Below are 20618 nucleotides of genomic sequence, written 5' to 3' on the forward strand. Positions count from 1 at the left end.
AGTGCTATAATTTATTTGATAAATCTGCCTACTGCAGTAATTGTGGGTCCAAGTAAGAATACCATTAGGACTGTGCAGATTTCCACTTTTCCGCCCAGTAAAAATCCGATGAGCAGAACTGATGCATCAAAAGCAATGCGGACAATTTTGAAGGGAACCTTTTTAAACACCAGCTTATTTAAAATAATAGGGACAGCATCATAAGGAGCGACACCCATATTAGCGTTCATATACAGAGAAGCAGCTATTACAAAGCACAAGAGGGCGACTATGAAAACTACGGCCCTGTATGGCCATTCTCTGAAAATGTATTCCGGTATGGTCTTTTTCCATAGCCATCTGCAGAAATCTGAGATGTAGCCGATGAGTACCATGTTGGCCACAGTACCTGGACCAATCTGATGACGGTCAAACAGAATTACAAAAATAAAAAGAAATGAATTGAGGATTACCTGCCAGGTTCCGAAAAGAATGCCGAGTTTACTTGATATTGTCAGATTCATGAATGTGCAAGGATCAGTTCCGAGATTTACTTCAATAAGGAATGACAGAAAGAATCCCATAAGGATAACACCAATAGCCATTAGTTTGAACTTTTTCATAAAGCCTTCCTGATGACAGTAATTTTGTAGCTTATGAGATATGTTCATTTTTATATAACCTCCTGATAACGGTTCGTATTTCACATAATGTGTAAAGAACGGTTGATTGCAAAAGAGCAACAAACCTATTTTGATTTATTTTTTTCTGTTTGTAAAGTAAGAAAACTTGCCTACCTTTGTGGTGATTCAAAACGGAGGTTCAAAAGAGTGCTGGGAATTTTAAAGAATAATATTCCTCGGGATATATGGAAGAACAGAAGTACTTATCTGCTTATGGCATTATTTATTGCCATAGGCATGTACATTGCGTCTACACTTGCTTCGGTGACATATTCAACCAAAGTGGTTTGTGAACAAAAATCGGTTCTTCAGGCTCCGGAAAATCAACCCTTATAAACTGCATCGGCGGATTGGAAAGTATAGATGAGGGCGAAATAGACTGATATCAGGAAAAATCCCAATCCGGTATCTGCTTCGGAATTGGATGATCTGTGATGTTTTGCAATTCTGAATAGTTCCTTAAAAAAGCATAAACATGCGCATTTACAAACCGTTTCGTTGTAGAATAACAATAGGCTAAAATTGTTAAAAATACTGTTTTTAACTAAGGTAGGCCCGGGAGGAAAAAAATGAAGATTTATTTGTGTAGTCCGGAGGAGACTATTGAGCAGGCTGTTGAAGAGGTTATAAAAGGCGATCCGGACGGAAGAAAGTTTGAATGTGATGAAGAAAAGGACAGGTGTTATATCGGGGATGAAGTGTTTAGTACGGCACCTGTGATAATAAATAAGAACAATAAATATTACGCGCCGAGGGTAGTGCAATAGAGCTATGCCTGTCTGATAAAGGAAGTATGCATGGCTTTATATTACATCAGTTCTGCACGTGGCTACATTTTGTACTGGTGAGGGGTTTATGTTAAGAAATGAAGAGATTGATCAGCTGACAGGTCTGCAAAATCTGTATTCTTTTAGAAAAAATGCACAGAAGCTGATGGACGACAGGAACAGAAATGAGAGAGAGTTCGCCATCATCTATTTTGATGTGCAGAATTTCAAGAACTATAATTCCAGATACGGCTTTGAAGCAGGGGACAGATTCCTTCAAAATATGGGGAAGCATATCCTTAAGATATTCCCGGAGCTGATGGTTGCCAGATTTTCCGACGACCATTTTGTTGCGCTGGCATATTTTAACAGTATAGAGGCCAGAATAGATGACCTTGGAAGGCGCATTTACAGCTATAACCCGGACGCCGGTATAGAGCTTAGAGCAGGTATCTATGAGCTTGAACCCGATGATTCGGATATCAGTATGGCCTGTGATAAGGCCAGGATAGCATGCAACAGTATAAAGAAAAATTACGACAGCATTTTCAGATATTATGATAAGGAGCTGGGCAATCAGCTTGATCTTGCTCATTATATTATCCATAACATAGGCGAAGCTATCCTCAATGGATATATTCATGTGTACTATCAGCCCGTAGTAAGAGTTATAACGGGAAGAGTATGCGGATTTGAGGCACTGGCCCGCTGGATTGATCCGGAACATGGTTTCCTTATGCCCGGTGTTTTCATACCCATTCTGGAGGATGCACACCTTATATATAAACTTGACGCTTACGTTATCAAGCAGGTGTGCGAGGATATCAGAGAATCCATGGATCAGGGTTTAAAACCACATCCTATTTCCGTGAATTTGTCACGCACGGATTTCCATCAGAAAGATATGTACCGCGTAGTTAATGATGCGGTTAGTATGAATGATATTCCCAAGAACCTCATACATATTGAGGTTACTGAGAGTGCCCTGGATGATAATCAGGACGTGCTTAAGGGAACAATAGATAAATTCAGGCGAGGCGGATACCAGGTTTGGATGGATGATTTCGGAGCAGGTTATTCGTCACTTAATCTGCTGAAAAATTATGAGTTTGACGTGCTCAAATTTGATATGAAGTTTCTCCAGAATTTCGGATCTAATCCCAAGGAAACCGCTATATGGGAAAATGTCATAAATATGGCGGAGGAGATAGGCATACAGACACTTGCTGAGGGTGTTGAGACACTTGAAGCCTGGGATTTCCTAAAACGTGTTGGATGCGAGAAAGCTCAGGGCTACTTCTTTGGAAGACCTATGACCAAGACAGAATGTCTGGACTATCTTGATGAGGTGAAGGTAGATGTTTCACCCGCCAGGAAAGCAGAGACGGAAGATGATGAAGCTCTGGGAATGAAAAGAAATATTATTGAGCTCAAAAAAGAAGAAGAGGAAGAAGCGGAAGAGGATCGCGTAGGTTTTGAGGATGATGAGCTCTTTATGTCGGAGTCGCCGGTCTACCTTACTCTTGCTGCCAGAGGCTTTGTGTCAATGCTTGAGTATAATTCCTATTCGCAGTTCCAGAAGCATTCATTTTTTATAGTGGCAAACCTCAGTAAGGATGAACTGCTGCGGGTGCACCTTAGCAGCAAGCGCAAGATACTTGATAAGTCTTACCACAGACATGAGTCTTATCAGGAGATGATTAATGAGATAGTTGAAAAGTCAGTAATTGTTGATGAGCAAAGCAGCGCTGCTGATTTTTTCAGCAAGGAGAGACTGATACTTGCTTATCATAGCGGAATAACCTTTGATGACTTTGAATTCCACAGGATCGTGGATGTGAAAATGGCACCGAGGTGGACTCATACCATATATCAGATGATGGAGGATGAGGGTGATGTAATTGCGTATTTCCTCTCTTTTGATATAGATGAGTACAAGAGGTCCAAGGATCTTGTCAGACAGATGGCGGAGAGGGATTCTCTTACAGGCCTCTACAACAGACATACAGCAGTTCCGCTCATCAGAAACAGACTTTACAGACATCAGAATGGCAAGTCTGCGCTTATCATGGCGGACATTGATGACTTTAAATCGATAAATGATAAATTCGGAACCTTTGCCGGAGATGAGGTGCTAAGAAGAATATCAGCAAGGCTTGACGATATCTTTGGCAGGGATGGCATAGTGTGTCACATAGATCAGGATGAGTTTTTGATTTTTGTTGAAAATATCGAGCTCGATAATCTTGAAAGAAGAATTTCAGACCTCTGTGACAATACTTTTGAAGTGGGATTTCATAACGACAGAATAAAGTTTACTGTTTCTGCGGGCTACGTAATACATCCTGATCAGGGCAGGGGATACCATGACCTGTACAGAAAAGCGGATTCAGCGCTTTGCGCTGCCAAGAATGCAGGAAAAGGGATAGGAATACTGTATAAGTAAGGCATTTATAGAGGACTCGGACATGAAACGGAAACGTGACAGACAGATAATTATCAGACATATAGTACTGGTAATATTATTTTCATTAACCACAACACTAACCATAAAAAATAATCTTCATATAGATAACGGAGATCAGCTAACATCCTTTCAATATGCCTCTGTCTATCTTTTTAAGTTTTCACCACTGATCATACTTACGGCATTTGAAGGCATTATTCCTTCAATCATCTCGTGCTTTATATTATTTGGGGTGAAAACCATAGTTAATAAAGAGCTTGCCTTTGTGACCGGAATATATATTCTCGGGGCAGCAATTACACATTATTTCACCATGAGTGAGCTGTTCAAAAAGAAAAGGACTGCTTTTTGTGTGATGCTTTTTTATATGTTCTTTTATGGGAGCGTATGGGGTGGATGCCTTGGAATCCTTGCAGGAAGAGGATTTCAGGAGTTTATTCCCACGCGCTCTTTTTTCTTTTTTATGAATGAGCTTCCGGAGGCATTTGTTTCTGTGGGCATAATTTATATTGTGTATTCGCAGCTCCCGGATAAGATAAAGGCTCTGTTTTTCAGTGGCGTTTATTACAGAAATGATGTCGATCCTCTTACAAGAAAAATGGCAGATACCAGAAAAAGCAAACTCAGTCAGACAGTGTCTCTCATCATTCTGTTTCAGGCAGTTACCCTTGGCCTGACAGCAGCCATTTTTGCCAATACTCTTATTCCAAATATGAAAAAGTCGGTTGAGATGGATGTCAGTCAGGAAGTGCAGGAGATAACCGATAATATCGACTGGAGTCTGATGACCAATATTATTGCTCTTGAGCAGGAAGTCAGCAAGATAGAGGCTGCCAAAAAGCCAGCTTATCTGACGATTGAATTAAACAGCGATACTTTGATTTTTGACACCAAGCTGATACTTCTCATTTTAGTGGTGGTAATACCCTTGAGCGTAATAGCAAACCAGGTTGCCCAATATAGGATTGCAAGGCCTATAATGGCTCTTGCGGATTCAGTTCAGGCATTCTATGACAAGGGAACCAAGGGACTTGATGAAAACCTTGAAAAGCTGCGGAATCTCAATATCCATACGGATGATGAGATAGAGTACATGTATTCCAATTTTCAAAAGACTGCGGAAACCATGGTCAGCTACATTAAAATGATACAGGCACAGAGATCTCTTGCTGATGAACTAAGGACGCAGCAGCTGGCAAATGAGGCTAAGAACAATTTCCTCTCAAGTATGTCACATGAGATAAGGACTCCCATTAATGCTATGCTTGGCTTTAACGAGATGATATTAAGAGAGAGCAAGGATCCGGTAATCCTAAAGTATGCTTCGAATGTAAGCAGCTCAGGAAAACTTCTGCTTGGACTTGTGAATGATATTCTTGACTTTTCAAGGATAGAAGCAGGTAAGACCGAGATAATTCCTGTGGAGTATGATAGCAGCTCTCTCATAAATGACCTTGTAAACACGGCTTATATGCGCATATACGGCAATAAAAACATAGAACTTAAAACCAATATATCGACAGATATACCGTGTATGCTCCTTGGCGATGAGATACGCATAAAGCAATGCGCCATGAATGTGATCACCAATGCCATCAAGTATACAAATGAAGGCAGTGTCACCATAAGTATTGACTTTAAAAAAGTCGATGATGAAAATATTCTCCTTAGGTTCAGTGTAAAGGATACAGGAATAGGAATCCGCAAGGAGGATATGAGCAGGCTCTTCGCTCCCTTTGAGCGCATAGAGGAGGACAGGAACAGAACCATCGAAGGCACAGGCCTTGGAATGAATATAGTGAAAAAACTGCTGGCACTTATGGATTCCAGACTTCTTGTAAGCAGTGAATATGGGAAGGGAAGCGAATTTTCGTTTTCAATAAAGCAGAAGGTGGTAAGCTGGAATCCCATTGGCGATTTTGCAGCAACTTATGAGGAATCACTTCTTGGGCAGGATACATACCATGAGAGCTTCCATGCTCCTGATGCCAGAATCCTTGTGGTTGATGATACGGTTGCCAATCTGACAGTAATGCAGGGACTTCTAAAGCAGACACAGATCAAAGTGGATGTAGCGGAGAGCGGATTTGAGGCACTGGAAAAGGTCTGTGAAAACAAATATGACATCATTTTCCTTGACCACAGAATGCCTAAGATGGACGGTATAGAAACCATCCGCGCAATGAAGGAACTGGATGAGAATCTGAATAAGGATGTTCCTGTCTATGCACTTACTGCAAACGTTATAAGCGGAGCAAGAGAGCTGTATCTCAAGGAAGGCTTTGCGGGATATATTCCTAAACCTGTTGATTCGGCAAAGCTTGAGGACCTGATTTTTAAGACTCTTCCGCGTGAACTTATAATAACACCATCCGATGAGTCATTTAATGAGGTTATAGAGTCTGAAGGAATAGGCGCTGCAGATCTGGCAGCTATTTCAATTGTAGCCAATCTGGGCGGAATAGACTACGAAGCCGGATGTACCAACTGCGGAGGTCCTGCTGCCCTTAAAGATGTGGCGACAAATTTTGCACTTAACATAGAGAGTAATGCCAAATCAATAGAGGATACCTGGCATGTTGGTGATATTGAGAATTATACGACTTATGTTCACGGGCTTAAGAGCTCCGCGAGAGCCATCGGTGCAGGAGAGCTGTCTAACCTGGCAGCGTACCTTGAGCAGTGCGGAATGAAAAATAATACAGATGAGATAGACAGGCGCACTCAGGAGCTTCTTGATAATTACAGAGAATATATTGAATATCTGGCACCTCTTACAGATGAAGCAGACGGTGAGCGGAAGGAAGATGACAATAAGCCTCTGATCGAACCGGAAGAGCTCAAAGGTGCTTTGACAAGTCTGAAGGAATTTGTAGAGGGCTCCTATTTTGACAGCGCAGATGATGTGGTATCCATGATGGATGACTACAGGATGCCGGATGACTTTAAGAGCACATATAGGGAAATTAAAAGACTGCTTGCAGCTGTAGACAGGGATGGATTGCTAAAACTTCTGCAGCAGGAGCAGTGAGAATGACAATAACCTTTTAACAGTATAATGGCTTTAAAGTCGCCGTAAGAGGAAAACAATATGGATAAAAGGGTTTTACTTATTGGATCACAAAAAAGCTTTATGGTAAGTGCAATCGCCAAAGGACTGGAAAACGCAGGGTATACAGTAATTAAGTGCGAGTTTACCAAGGAGGATATTATTGCTGTCGAGGACAAACCTGAGATGTATGTCCTGTATCTTGACGACATAGATCCCGCAAGCCCTGAGAGAAACGGTATCGAGCCGCTAAAATATCTGGATGAAGCAATAGACAGGGAGCGCTTTTTCCTGTACGAGGTCGGTACAACCGACGAGCTTGAATATGCTTCAAAATTCATCTCTAAGATAAAGATAACAGAGAGGTTCTTAAGACCTCTTGACGTTAATGAACTATCAGAGCAGCTGGATATGCTTGTTCAGAGCAATGCCCTGGGAGAGGAACAGAAAAAGAAGATTCTTGTGGTGGATGATGACGGCACTATGCTTAGGATGATAAAGACCTGGCTTTCGGTTAAGTACAGGGTTTACATGGCAAGCTCCGGGACAATTGCGCTTAACTTCCTTCAGAGCAATACCGTAGATCTTGTCCTTCTTGACTATATGATGCCGCAGATGGACGGCCCCCATGTCCTTGTGGAAATAAGAAAAAGTGAGACTCTTAAAGACCTTCCTGTGATGTTCCTTACTTCAAAGAGCGACAAGGAGAGCGTAATATCCGTTGCGGCGCTGCGTCCTGAGAAATATCTTCTTAAGACAATGCCCAAGGCAAAGCTCATAAGTAATATAGATGCATTTTTTTCAGATAAAAAATAAATTATGGTGCGTTTTCTCTGAAAATCAAGTATACTATCGTGGAGTGTAATTTCATAAAAACTAATGTTTTTAAGAGGAGAATCCCATGATAAAACAACTGATTGACGGAATTAAAAAGACAGAAGCACCTATTGTTGTCGGACTTGATCCCAAGACCGATTTTATTCCGAAAAGAATTCTTGATAAGAACTTTTCACAGTACGGTCAGACTGCAGATGCTGTGGCAGAGAGCTTTTTCGAGTTCAATAAGGAAATTGTGGATCATATATATGATCTCGTTCCTGCAGTTAAGCCTCAGGTAGCAATGTATGAGCAGTATGGACTTCCCGGTCTTATTGCATACAAGAAGACTATAGATTATTGTCATGAAAAGGGACTCCTTGTTATAGCCGATGTAAAAAGAGGCGATATAGGATCAACCTCAGAGTCCTATGCACTTGCTCATCTTGGAGCTTCCAAGGTGGGAGATACACTGGTCAAGGGCTTTGATGCAGATTTTGCAACAGTTAATCCTTATCTTGGATCAGATGGAGTTAAGCCCTTTATTAATGTTTGTAACGAGTTTGACAAGGGAATTTTCGTGCTTGTTAAAACTTCAAATCCTTCAAGCGGTGAGCTTCAGGATAAGATAGCAGACGGTAAGCCTCTCTATGAGACAGTTGGAGAGCTTGTTGAAAAATGGGGACAGGAATCAATGGACGGATCCTACAGCAATATAGGCGCTGTAGTAGGTGCAACCTATCCCGAGATGGGTAAGGTACTCCGTGATATTATGCCTCATGCGTTTATACTTGTTCCCGGCTACGGAGCACAGGGCGGCAAGGGCTCTGACCTTGTTCACTTCTTTGACAGGGACGGACTTGGCGCAATTGTTAATTCCTCAAGAGGAATAATCGCCGCATGGAAAAATGAGAAATTTGCAGATCCTGCAAAGGAGCTTCTCGGAGAAGCAGCAAGAGCTGCAGTTATTGATATGAAGGAAGATATTGCCGGTGCACTTGGCAAATAAGATATAAAGTCAGAAACGGATTATGACGATATTATGTTTTATAGCAGGACTATAGAGCATATAAAAGATATAAATATTTAAGGAGAATATCGGTAAAATGGAAAGGTATAAAGAAGAGTTTATTGAGTTCATGGTAGACAGTAATGTTCTGAAGTTTGGGGAGTTCACATTAAAGAGCGGACGAAAATCTCCATTCTTTATGAATGCAGGAGCTTACGTTACGGGAGCACAGCTCAGAAAGCTTGGCGAATACTACGCAAGAGCAATCCACGATACCTTCGGACTTGAATTTGATGTTTTATTCGGACCCGCTTACAAGGGTATACCGCTTACGGTTGCAACTACTATTGCAATCAGTGAACTTTACGGACGTGAGATTCGTTACTGTTCAAACAGAAAAGAAATTAAGGACCATGGCGACAAGGGAATTCTTCTTGGAACCAAGTTAAGAGATGGCGACAGAGTAATGATCATTGAGGATGTAACAACCTCAGGTAAATCAATAGAAGAGACTGTTCCAATCATCAGAGAGCAGGCAGATGCAGATATTGTCGGACTTATGGTTTCCCTTAACAGACAGGAGAAGGGTCTTGAGACCAACATGAGCGCTCTTGATGAGATTCGTGACAGATATGGATTTGAGGCAGGCGCTATCGTAACCATGCAGGAAGTGGTTGAACATCTTTATAACAAGAGCTTTGATGGCGAGGTTATCATTGACAAGAACACCAAGAAAGCCATCGATGAGTATTACAAGGAGTACGGAGCAGACGGAGCTGCTGCTGATTAATTGATATATGGAGGAGAGAAGAAAGAGGAGAAAACTGAAATTAAAGCTTCCTGTCCGAGGACACGGCAGATACGTGTTCACGGACAAGAAGCATCCTGAAAGGGGTATCCTTTCCACCGCTCTTGGTGCTATTTCGGTATTCACCATCAGCTATGCGGTTTTCCTTAGCTATAGAAATGGTGGACAGGCAGAGCCCAGGTATGCTGTGGCAGTGATGTTCTGCCTGGTCTATTCTATAGCGGGACTTGTTCTGGGAATACTGTCCAGGATGGAAAAGGATATATTCAGGCTGTTTCCGACTTTGGGGATAATACTCAATGTGCTTTCTATTATTTGGGTAGGGATGCTATTGTACTTTTCGGTCTTATGAGGTGTACCTATGGACAGAAGCAGGCGGAATGAGGATATACAAAGAAGTATTCAGATAGTGATACTTGTGTGCTATTCCATGTATTCCCTTGGACTTATTGTTGTCTCCATAGTTGAAAAATGGGAATTGTGGGCGATTCCGGTCATTGTGATCGGAACCGTTACTTCCTGGAGTATTTATGTGTCCGGACAGTTTGTTTTCAGATTCCGGATTTTTGTCTATGCGGGCTTTATCTCGCTCGCCGTGTTCTTTTATGGATCCCATATTAACCAATTTTATAATTCTGCGCTTATATTTGTGCTTGCGATGATGCTTTTTACTCTCACTGAGGAAAAAGCAGTTCTTCGAATATTTCTGATGGCATATGTGATGCTTCTCGGATATCATCTCATACTTATCCTGTCCAATATGGAGAAAAATGAGCTGAATGCAGGAATAGTGCTTCTTGATTGTCTTGCAATTATTCTGGCGGACAGAACGGCAGGCTATATATGCGAGATGTTCACTTTTTCCAAAAGAACGGCAGATGACCTTGAAGAACAGATGAGGGACATGAAGCAGAAATCAGAGGACTTCATGGCGAATATTTCTCATGAGCTGCGAACACCTATCAATGTTGTTACAGGCTTATCTGGTCTTCTTCTTGATGGTGAGAAGGAGGAAAATAAGAAGGCAAATCTTAGTGCCATACAGGGAGCGGGTCGCAGACTTTTTAGCAGAATAGAAGATATCCTTGATTATACTGAGATAGATACGGAGTCTCTTATTCTTTCTGAGGATGAGTACAGAATATCATCCATAATAAGTGATATAGCTGTGGAATTCAGGCTTCAAAAGGAGGGAGCGCCCGAAGTAATAATAGATATGGACGCCAATATTCCTGCCAGAATGGTGGGAGACTCAGCCAGAATAAAGAGAATAATCAGACATCTCATGATAAACGCAGTGAAGTTTACTGATTGTAACGGCTGCGTCAATCTCCACGTTTTCACAAGGAAAAAAGAGTACGGCGTTAACCTTTGCATAGAGGTCACGGATACAGGAATCGGTATGTCTGATGAAGAGAGAAAGAGGGTTATTGAAGGCTTGTATCAGATAGATTCCGGAAGAAGCAGAAGAGTGGAAGGAATTGGCCTTGGACTAGCTATAGTATATGGCTTTGTCAAGAAGATGGGCGGATTTGTGAAAATAGAGAGTGAGCTCAAAAAGGGCACAAAGGTTATAGTCAGCTTTCCGCAAAAGGTTGTGGATGAGAAGCCAAGTGTTGTTGTTGACCACCCTGAGAAGCTTGAGGTTGCCTGCTACCTTAGAAATGATAAGTATAAGAGTCCTGCGGTAAGAGAATACTATACTACTATGATCATGCACATACTTAAAGGCCTTTCTGTGCCTATCCATAGGGTTGTGGAATTCGAGGAATTAAAGAGGCTTAGCACCAAAAATCAGATAACACATATAGTAATAGCCCAGGAGGAATACCTTGAGAATCCTGAATGGTATGAAAATGTAAAGGCTGACATATCTGTTATAGCCTCGGTTTCTCCGGGTTTTAAGGTACCTGAAAACAGCAATGTGACCTTTATCAGGAAACCGATTTTCAGTCATTCCATAGTAAATGCAGTTAACAGGAAAATGGCTCTCTGGGAGTTTGACCCTGAAACCAGCGGCAAAAAGCTTGTGTTTAAGAATGTAAATGCCCTTATTGTAGATGATGAGGATATGAACCTTATCGTTGCAAAGGGTATCCTTGCCGGCTACGGAATGATAGCAGATCTTGCCCATAGCGGTATGGAAGCTGTTACGATGTGCGAGAAAAAGAAATATGATGTAATTTTCATGGATCATATGATGCCCGAGGTAGACGGCGTAGAAGCAATGAAGAAGATAAGGACTAACGCCGGCCAGGATGACAGGGCAGCCATCATTGCATTTACTGCCAATGCTGTCAGCGGTGTGAGAGAGATGTTCATGAAGGAAGGCTTCGATGAGTTTCTGGCAAAGCCAATAGAGGTCTCAGAGCTTGAGAGAGTTTTGAAAAAGCTCCTGCCTTCAACTATGTGGGAATATGTGGCAGTTAAAGAAGAAAAGGAAGAGGAGCATCCTTCGAATGTATATGGCGGTGCAGCTATTCCCATGAACTTTGGAATTCTGAATCCTCAGAACGGTGTTAGGATATGCCGCGGAAGTAATGATTTTTATATTGAGATGCTTCTTGAATTTGACAGAGAAGCGGATGAGATTATTGCAGAACTTCAGAAACTGTATGATGAGAAAGACTGGGAAAATTACAGGATAAAGCTTGAGGGACTTAAGCTTTCTTCAAAGATAATAGGTGCAAATGACCTCTCCAAAAAGGCAGGGGATATAGCCAGAGCCGCCGAAGAAAAGTGGGAGGCATTCGTTGTAGCAAATCACGATGACCTAAGGGGGCAGATTGATGCCGTAAGAGCTGATATAATGCGGGTTCGCGGAGGTAGTGCATCATGATCATTAAGCGCTTGTTCAGTGTGGCAAATGACAGAGACAAGACCCTGCAGGAAAAGATGTTTTCAGTCATACCTGTAATAGGGCTTCTTTCCATGTTCATTCTGATCTTTATAGGTATACTTGTAGAGGACAGTATCCTTAACACTTTTATTATATCGGTCTTCCTGATCATTTTTACCGTAATCTTCATGGTGACCATCAAAAAGAGGAAGGTTCAGCTTGGAGCTACCATCATAGCTTCTGCTCTTGTGCTGTTTATTCTGCCCATGGCCTTCATCCTTGGAGGCGGTATCTACGGCGGTTCTCCCATATGGTTTGTATTCGGTTTTACCTTCATCGGTATGACTGTAGAGGGATTGAGAAAATATTTTCTTCTGGCAATAGGCGGGATTACCACAGCAATCTCTTATTATTTTGCGTATAAATTTCCTGATTTTGTTACAGCACACACAAATGAAGCTGCTCATTTTGACTCGGTTACCAGTGTGCTTATTGTGAGTGGACTTTTGACCATAATGATACTTTTTCAAAATCAGATTTATAAATCGGAGAATAAGCTTATTGAGCAGCAAAAGGAAGAGATTGAAAAGCTCGGGCAGGCAAGGAGCAGATTCTTTTCAAGTGTCAGCCACGAGATAAGAACTCCCATAGATTCAATCCTTGGGTTTAATGAGGTAATACTCCGAAATGCCACCACCGATGAAGTTGCAGAGAGTGCATCCAATATCAAGAGCGCAAGTAAGATGCTTCTATCTCTTATGAATGATGTTCTCGATATGAGTAAGCTGGAGTCCGGAATGATGGAGATTATACCTGCAGAGTATGATGTTGCACTTATGCTCTCTGAGACGGTGAACCTTATCTGGGATGAGGCTTCAAGAAAAGGTCTTGCTTTTCATGTTGATATCGACAAGACAATTCCCAAGAGACTCCTGGGAGATGATGTCAGAATAGAGCAGATACTTATGAACCTCATCGGCAATGCCATAAAGTATACAAATGAAGGCAGTGTGAAGCTGTCTGTTAAGTGGCGACCTGACAGTAACAACAGGATTTATCTTGCTTTTACCGTAGAAGATACAGGTATGGGAATCAAGAGGGACAATATGCCATATCTGTTTGACGAATTTAAGAGGGTAAATGTAAAGCAGACAAAGGGAATTGGCGGCACCGGCCTTGGCCTTGCCATTGTTAAACAGCTGACGGATGCCATGGAGGGAGAGATTCAGGTAAACAGTATTTACACCAAGGGTTCAACCTTTACGGTTACGCTGCCGCAGGAGGTTGTTTCGGTTGAACCTGTGGGCGAACTTGCCCTTGAGACTTTGAAAAGCCGGGAGGTTAATCAGTTCTACAGGCAGAGCTTTGAGGCTCCTTCCTGCAGGGTTCTGATTGTGGACGACAATGTCATGAACAGGATTGTTACGGCCAAGCTTCTCAGGGATACCAAGATGGTGATCGATCAGGCTGAAAATGGGATAGAATGTCTGTCAAGATGTGCGGATATCCAATATGACTGCATTTTCATGGATTATGAGATGCCCGAGATGGATGGAATAGAGTGCCTGAGACAACTCCGCACCCAGGTTGGCGGAATGTGCCGGGAGACACCTGTGATCATAATAACGGCTTATACATCGGCAGATGACCAGGCCAAGTATAGGGCTGCCGGCTTTGATGGATTTTTGTTAAAGCCTGTATCCGGTGAGATGCTTGAAAATACGCTTCTCAGAGTCCTTCCTGCTGACAAGGTCAGAAGAATATCTCCTCTATATATAGACCCTGAGGATGACAAGCTTATGGGTTCTAAGGAGAGACTGCCAATTCTTATCACCACCGAAAGCGCCTGTGATATACCAAAGGAGATGCTTGAAAAGCTGAGAATACCAATCATTCCACTGTCCATTAAGACCAAGAACGGAGTATTTTTGGATGGCGTTGAGGTAGAAACTGAAGGCATCCTTAAATACATGAGTGAAGGCGGATCAGAGGATCTTTTTGCAGAAGTACCTACAGTCCAGGACTATGAGGACTTTTTTGCAGCGCATTTGTCTGATGCTGAGAATATCATTCATATCAGTATGTCCGGAAAAGCAGGTGGGGCATTCCATGTGGCAAAAGAGGCAGCAGCTTCCTTTGATAAGGTGACTGTCATAGACTCAGAGTCACTTTCAAGCGGCATAGGAATATTAGTGCTTGAAGCTATAAGACTGTGCCAGGAGGGCAAAAATGTTCAGGAATGTATTGCAGAATTAAATGTGATAAAGAAACGTGTACATACAAGCTTTCTTGTAGATAATATAGACTACCTTATCAGAATGGGAAGAATAAAGAGAAGAGTTGGTGGCGCCAGCAGAGTATTTATGCTTAAGCCTGCTATACTTTTCAGAGACGGAAGAGGAACCCTCGGAAAAATGATGGTAGGTCCTGTGGAAAAGTGCAGGAAAAAATATGTCGAGGATCAGCTTACGCGCTTTTCACCAATTGACAGGAAACTCCTTTTCATAACCCATACGGATCTGTCACAAACGGAGCTTGATGATATCAAGAGATGGGTCAACAGTTTAATGGTGTTTGATGAAATAATAGTTCAGAAGGAATCTGCTTCCATGGCGGCAATTCACGGAAGCGGTGCTTTTGGGCTGCTCTATCTGCTGGCTGATAACGGAGTCAGAGGATAAAAAACAAAATTGATTAGTGGATTGTTAAAGAAAACTGTGTTATATTCTTTTCTGTGATAGAGGTCCCTGCATTTTGAGGGGACATAATACATTAATTATAATCAAGTTCGGAGGAGAGAAATGGCACAAGTTGGAATTGTTATGGGCTCTGATTCGGATATGCCGGTCATGGCCAAAGCAGCACAAATACTTGATGAGCTGGGTATTTCTTATGAGATGAATATTATCTCGGCACATCGCGAACCCGAGGAGTTCTTTAATTATGCGAAGAGCGCCGAGGATAAAGGTTTTAAAGTCATCATTGCCGGAGCAGGAATGGCTGCACATCTTCCTGGTATGTGCGCCGCTATTTTCCCAATGCCTGTTATCGGAATCCCCATGCATACAACTTCATTAGGCGGTAGAGATTCTCTTTACAGTATAGTACAGATGCCTACAGGCATTCCGGTTGCTACTGTTGCTATCAATGGTGGCGCGAATGCAGGTCTTCTTGCAGCTAAGATTCTTGCTACAAGTGATGCAGAGCTTCTTTCAAAACTTAAGGAATATTCAAAGGGACTTAAGGAAGCTGTAATCAAAAAGGATGAGCATTTACAGGAAGTAGGTTATAAAAACTACTGATTGATCCAATGCTTTCCATATAAGTAACACAAATTTATCTATCTTACTTGGCGACTTCTCCTTGACGGGGAGGTGCCCAAAGGACAAATGAGTTCAAAAAACGGAGGAAAAAATGGCAGAGCTTAACTACAAAAACGCGGGTGTTGATATCGAAGCAGGCTACAAGTCAGTGGAGATGATCAAGGGATATGTAAAGGAAACAATGAGACCTGAGGTCCTTGGTGGTCTTGGAGGATTTTCAGGAGCGTTTTCTCTTGCGAACATTAAAAATATGAAGGATCCGGTACTTTTATCCGGAACCGACGGAGTAGGAACCAAGATTAAGCTTGCGTTTCTTTTAGATAAGCATGACACTATCGGAATTGACGCCGTTGCAATGTGTGTAAACGATGTAATCTGTGCAGGCGGCGAGCCTCTTTTCTTCCTCGATTACATTGCTTGCGGCAAAAACTATCCTGAGAAGATTGCCGCAATAGTTAAGGGTGTTGCTGAGGGCTGCAAGCAGTCTGAATGTGCACTTGTTGGTGGTGAGACAGCAGAGCATCCCGGACTTATGCCTGAGGATGAATATGACGTAGCAGGCTTTGCTGTTGGTGTAGTAGACAGAGAGGACATGATCGATGGAAGCACAATTAAACCCGGTGATACACTTATCGGCGTAGCTTCTTCAGGTGTTCACAGTAACGGCTTCTCACTTGTGAGAAAAGTGTTCGATATGACAAAGGAGAGCCTTGAGACATACTATGACGAGCTTGGCTGCACACTTGGTGAGGCACTTCTTGAGCCCACAAGAATATATGTAAAGATGCAGAAGAGCATTAAAAATGCAGGAGTAAAGGCTAAGGGCTACAGCCATATCACAGGCGGCGGCTTTTACGAAAATATTCCGAGAATGCTTCCCGACGGCTGTAAGGCAGTTGTGAAGAAGGACAGCTACGAGGTTCCCGCTATTTTCAAGCTCATGAAAAAGAAGGGCAATCTGGATGAAAAGATGATGTTCAATACCTTTAACTGCGGACTTGGTATGGTAATAGCAGTTGATCCTGCTGATGCTGAAAAGACTCTTAAGGCTATCGAGGAGTCAGGCGAGAAGGCATGGATTGTCGGCTCTGTTGAGGCAGGAGACAAGGGAGTAGAGATATGCTGAACATTGCAGTCCTTGTGTCAGGAGGCGGAACAAACCTCCAGGCAATAATTGATGCCGTGGAGAACGGTACAATTACCAATACCAGAATAGGCATGGTTTTTTCAAATAACCGCAATGCCTATGCTCTTGAGAGGGCAGCAAAGCATGGGATAAGGACAGAGGTTCTTGTTCCAAAGGAATTTGAAAACAGAGATGCTTTTAATGAAGCTTTTTATGATTTACTTGCGAAGGAAAATCCGGACCTGATAGTTCTTGCGGGATGTCTTGTGGTAATTCCGGAGAAAATCGTAAAGGCATTTTCAGGAAGGATCATAAATATCCATCCTTCGCTTATTCCGTCATTTTGCGGAACGGGTTACTACGGACTTAAGGTGCATGAGAAGGCGCTTGAGAGAGGCGTAAGGGTCTCAGGAGCGACAGTTCACTTTGTTGATGAGGGAACAGACACAGGCCCCATTATTCTGCAGAAACCTGTAATGATTCGCCCCGATGATACTGCCAAGACTCTTCAGCAGAGAATTATGGAGCAGGCAGAGTGGAAGATACTTCCCAGGGCAATCGACCTTATAGCAAACGATAAGGTGAAGGTTGTTGATGGCAAGGTTGTAATTGAAGGATACGACCCGGATAACATTTAATTATTTGGAGGACGATATGAACGTACTTATAGTTGGCGGAGGCGGAAGAGAACACGCTATAGCAGAAGCGGTATCAAGAAGCAAACATCTTGATAAGCTCTATTGTGCACCCGGTAATGCCGGAATCGCAGAGCTCGCTGAATGTGTACCGATCTCTCCCATGGAATTTGATAAACTTGTCAGATTTGCAAAAAATATGCAGATCGATCTTACAATTGTCGGAATGGACGACCCGCTTGTAGGCGGTATCGTAGATGCCTTTGAGGCTGAGGGACTCAGAGTATTCGGTCCCAGAAAGAACGCTGCAATTCTTGAAGGAAGTAAAGCTTTTTCAAAGGATCTTATGAAAAAGTATGGCATTCCTACAGCAGCTTACGAGACCTTTGACGATCCGGAGAAAGCACTTGAATATCTTGAGACTGCTAAGTTTCCCATCGTTCTTAAGGCAGACGGTCTTGCACTCGGCAAGGGTGTACTCATCTGTGAAACTAAGGCTGATGCTGAGGCAGGGGTTCGTGAGATCATGGAGACCAAGAAGTTTGGCGATGCCGGAAATCGCATGGTTATCGAGGAATTCATGACAGGTCGTGAGGTTTCTGTTCTCTCATTTGTTGATGGTAAGACCATAAAGCTCATGAGCTCAGCTCAGGATCATAAGAGAGCAGGAGACGGAGACACAGGCCTTAATACAGGCGGAATGGGTAACTTTTCACCAAGCCCCTTCTATACTGATGAAGTTGATAAGTTCTGTAAGGAACACATCTATCAGAAAACTGTTGACGCCATGAGATCTGAGGGCAGAGAGTTCAAGGGAGTTATTTTCTTTGGACTGATGCTCACTGAGGATGGTCCCAAGGTTCTTGAGTATAACGCAAGATTTGGCGACCCTGAAGCTCAGGTAGTTCTGCCTAGACTCGAGACAGATATGATAGAGGTATGCGAGGCTGTTATTGACGGTACTCTTGATAAGCTTGATCTTAAGTTTGAGGATAAGGCCGCAGTATGCGTGGTTCTGGCATCTGAGGGCTATCCGGTAAGCTATGAGAAGGGCAAGGAAATAACAGGCCTTGAGAACTTCAAGGATAAGGACGGCTATTACTGCTTCCACGCAGGCACCAGGTTTGATGAAAACAGCAGGATCGTAACAAATGGTGGCCGCGTACTTGGCATCACCGCAAAGGGAGATACTCTTAAGGAGGCACGAAAGAAAGCCTACGAAGCTACCGAATGGGTAAGCTTTGAGAACAAATATATGCGTCACGACATAGGTAAGGCTATAGAAGAAGCATAAGTTTTATCAATAACAGAATAAATGCATCCATTTAGAAATGCTTGTTTTCGTCTGCGGTGTGATTTTCTAAGACTCATGAATGAAGAGAGCTCTCCTCTCAGCGTTGTTCGTAGCAGTCGAGCTCTCTTCATTCCTTCATCTTGAAAATCAGCATCCTCGTCCGAGAACTGCACATTTCCAAACGGATGCCTTAGGGCTGGGCTGTTTATAAAAAGATCTGTAAACATTAAAAAGAGCCTGCACATATTCCCACATACATATTCCTTGCGGGCCCCATTTCTTCTGCTGGCGAGGCTATTAAAACAGAGGAAGTTTGTATATATGCCGCCCAAAGCATGTCTGAGCTCTATGCCTTGGAATCCATCGTTCCTCCGCTGCTTGCTCATTATGCTCGCTTTGTTTTCTAAAATACCGGCTGCCACTTTTTATAGGCATGCTCCGAAAAAAACTTGCAGGACGCATATTTTTTTATGACCACGCTTTTATATACTGTAGATGCGTCCTGCTTCAAACAGTTTTCTACGCATGCCCCAAAGTGGCATTGCCGGTATTAGAAAACAAGCGCTCACACATAATCGCCACAGCGGAGAAACGAATGGTTCCCGGCATAGAGTGAGTTCTGCAGGGCGGCATATGTTTATACAAACTTCCTCTGTTTTAATGGTTAGCCGAGCGCAGAAGAAATGGGGCTCGCAGGGGATTAGTATGTGGGAAGTCTTTTAGCCATTTAGTCTTCCAGTAGTTGTTCTTTTGTATAGAAGCCTGAAGATATAAGAACATCCTCGTAATTATCTGCGTCTATGTAAACCGGTTTGCACAAGTAGGAGGGAACGGTTTTTATGCCGTTAAAATAAGTTTCGGTATCGTTGACAGTCACTTCTTTTCCGGATAGAATCTCATCCACCATATTGGTGGTGGCTTCTATCAGAAGAGTAGGATCCTTAAATACGCTCATCGCCTGCTTACCTTCCATGATATATTTTACATTAAGAAGCGAGCAGTCCTGACCGGTAATAAGAGGATAACTGCCGTTATAAGAGTTACCAAGTGCTCCTATGATACCAAGGGAGGTTATGTCTGAACCCGATATCCATATATCGACATCTGTATCCTGATAAAATGATGCGAGAATATTTTCTGCGCGGTGCTGGGCTTTTTCAGTACTCCATCCGGGAGTTGAGCACTGAGTAAATGTGGTCTGACCGGATACAATGTTCAGCACGCCATTGTCAAGATATGGCTGTAAGACATCTTTTGCACCGTTAAAAAAGTATGCAGCGTTGTTATCACCGGGATTTCCTGATGTGAATTCAATATTATAGGTCCTGCTTGCATTATCCAGGTCCAGCTTGCCACGGACATATTCGCCCATGATCCTGCCTACACCGTAATTGTCGAAGGTTGTGTAATAGCTCACAGCATCGGTATTTGTGATCAACATGTCATAGCTGATTACAGGTATGTTATGTTCCTTTGCCATATCCATGGCTTCTCCAAGGGATGCAGATTCAACGGGGATTATTATCAAAACCTCAGCGCCCTGGGCTATCATGTTTTCTATCTGATTGATCTGCATAGCTACATCATTGCTGGCATACTGAGTGATGACATCATATCCGCGTTTATAGAGCTCATCCCTTATCTGAACCGTTTCCAAGGCCCACCTTTGGATTTCATTACTTGGAGCACTGATTCCAATAATCTTTTTGTCGCTCTTTTTTGCATAGCATCCTGTCATAAGTATCAGCAGTGCAGACAGAGCAAGTAAGATATATATATATTTCCTATTTCTTTTATTCATTATGTGCGCCACCTTTTCTTTA

Annotated in this window: 18 protein-coding genes; 15 read left to right on the forward strand and 3 right to left on the reverse strand. The window is 42.6% G+C overall.

The window, feature by feature from the left end:
• Window positions 1–11: 11 nt before the first annotated feature.
• Window positions 12–602 carry a YczE/YyaS/YitT family protein gene (locus ACHCNF_RS14830; RefSeq protein WP_408070515.1) on the reverse strand — a complete coding sequence of 197 codons (591 nt, stop codon included), beginning with the start codon at window positions 600–602 and terminating at the stop codon, window positions 12–14.
• Window positions 603–809: 207 nt separating this feature from the next.
• Between ACHCNF_RS14830 and ACHCNF_RS14835 the strand changes: the two genes are divergently transcribed.
• From ACHCNF_RS14835 to purD, 15 genes are all read left to right on the forward strand, one after another.
• Window positions 810–998: a hypothetical protein gene (locus tag ACHCNF_RS14835; protein WP_408070516.1), complete on the forward strand. Its 189-nt coding sequence runs from the start codon at window positions 810–812 to the stop codon at window positions 996–998.
• Window positions 995–1045 (forward strand): hypothetical protein, encoded by a 51-nt coding sequence (locus ACHCNF_RS14840; protein ID WP_408072248.1) that lies wholly within the window; start codon window positions 995–997, stop codon window positions 1043–1045. Before ACHCNF_RS14835 ends, ACHCNF_RS14840 begins: the two co-directional genes overlap by 4 nt.
• 186 nt (window positions 1046–1231) lie before the next feature.
• On the forward strand, window positions 1232–1429 hold the full coding sequence (locus tag ACHCNF_RS14845) for a hypothetical protein (RefSeq protein WP_408070517.1): 198 nt from the start codon (window positions 1232–1234) through the stop codon (window positions 1427–1429).
• Window positions 1430–1517: 88 nt separating this feature from the next.
• Entirely contained in the window at window positions 1518–3875 is a 2358-nt protein-coding gene (locus tag ACHCNF_RS14850; RefSeq protein ID WP_408070518.1) for an EAL domain-containing protein, read from the forward strand.
• Window positions 3876–3897: 22 nt separating this feature from the next.
• Window positions 3898–6927, forward strand: coding sequence for an ATP-binding protein (locus ACHCNF_RS14855; RefSeq protein WP_408070519.1), 3030 nt, complete (start codon window positions 3898–3900; stop codon window positions 6925–6927).
• A 60-nt stretch (window positions 6928–6987) separates the two neighbouring features.
• Entirely contained in the window at window positions 6988–7761 is a 774-nt protein-coding gene (locus tag ACHCNF_RS14860; protein ID WP_408070520.1) for a response regulator, read from the forward strand.
• A gap of 85 nt (window positions 7762–7846) precedes the next feature.
• Window positions 7847–8770 carry an orotidine-5'-phosphate decarboxylase gene (pyrF, locus tag ACHCNF_RS14865; protein WP_408070521.1) on the forward strand — a complete coding sequence of 308 codons (924 nt, stop codon included), beginning with the start codon at window positions 7847–7849 and terminating at the stop codon, window positions 8768–8770.
• Window positions 8771–8867: 97 nt separating this feature from the next.
• On the forward strand, window positions 8868–9560 hold the full coding sequence (gene pyrE, locus ACHCNF_RS14870; protein ID WP_408070522.1) for an orotate phosphoribosyltransferase: 693 nt from the start codon (window positions 8868–8870) through the stop codon (window positions 9558–9560).
• Between the two features lie 7 nt (window positions 9561–9567).
• Window positions 9568–9930 (forward strand): DUF6142 family protein, encoded by a 363-nt coding sequence (locus ACHCNF_RS14875; RefSeq protein WP_408070523.1) that lies wholly within the window; start codon window positions 9568–9570, stop codon window positions 9928–9930.
• A gap of 9 nt (window positions 9931–9939) precedes the next feature.
• Entirely contained in the window at window positions 9940–12417 is a 2478-nt protein-coding gene (locus ACHCNF_RS14880) for a hybrid sensor histidine kinase/response regulator (protein ID WP_408070524.1), read from the forward strand.
• Entirely contained in the window at window positions 12414–15098 is a 2685-nt protein-coding gene (locus ACHCNF_RS14885; RefSeq protein WP_408070525.1) for a DegV family protein, read from the forward strand. The genes ACHCNF_RS14880 and ACHCNF_RS14885 overlap by 4 nt, the downstream gene beginning before the upstream one ends.
• Window positions 15099–15218: 120 nt before the next feature.
• Window positions 15219–15719 carry a 5-(carboxyamino)imidazole ribonucleotide mutase gene (purE, locus tag ACHCNF_RS14890; protein WP_408070526.1) on the forward strand — a complete coding sequence of 167 codons (501 nt, stop codon included), beginning with the start codon at window positions 15219–15221 and terminating at the stop codon, window positions 15717–15719.
• Window positions 15720–15831: 112 nt separating this feature from the next.
• A complete protein-coding gene (purM, locus tag ACHCNF_RS14895) occupies window positions 15832–16866 on the forward strand; it encodes a phosphoribosylformylglycinamidine cyclo-ligase (protein WP_408070527.1) in 1035 nt (344 codons plus the stop codon).
• Window positions 16860–17504, forward strand: a complete 645-nt coding sequence (gene purN / locus ACHCNF_RS14900; RefSeq protein WP_408070528.1) for a phosphoribosylglycinamide formyltransferase — start codon at window positions 16860–16862, stop codon at window positions 17502–17504. The genes purM and purN overlap by 7 nt, the downstream gene beginning before the upstream one ends.
• A gap of 16 nt (window positions 17505–17520) precedes the next feature.
• Entirely contained in the window at window positions 17521–18795 is a 1275-nt protein-coding gene (gene purD / locus ACHCNF_RS14905; RefSeq protein WP_408070529.1) for a phosphoribosylamine--glycine ligase, read from the forward strand.
• Here purD and ACHCNF_RS14910 read toward each other — a convergent pair.
• Both ACHCNF_RS14910 and ACHCNF_RS14915 read right to left on the reverse strand, forming a co-directional pair.
• The gene (locus ACHCNF_RS14910; protein ID WP_408070530.1) at window positions 18762–19217 is read right to left on the reverse strand and encodes a hypothetical protein; all 456 of its coding nucleotides are present in this window, start codon (window positions 19215–19217) and stop codon (window positions 18762–18764) included. The two genes, purD and ACHCNF_RS14910, sit on opposite strands and share 34 nt — an antisense overlap.
• Before the next feature lie 305 nt (window positions 19218–19522).
• Entirely contained in the window at window positions 19523–20596 is a 1074-nt protein-coding gene (locus ACHCNF_RS14915) for a substrate-binding domain-containing protein (protein ID WP_408070531.1), read from the reverse strand.
• Window positions 20597–20618 lie beyond the last annotated feature (22 nt).

This window comes from Butyrivibrio sp. NATIVEDY162 (assembly GCF_045999815.1).
Lineage (GTDB): Bacteria > Bacillota > Clostridia > Lachnospirales > Lachnospiraceae > Butyrivibrio.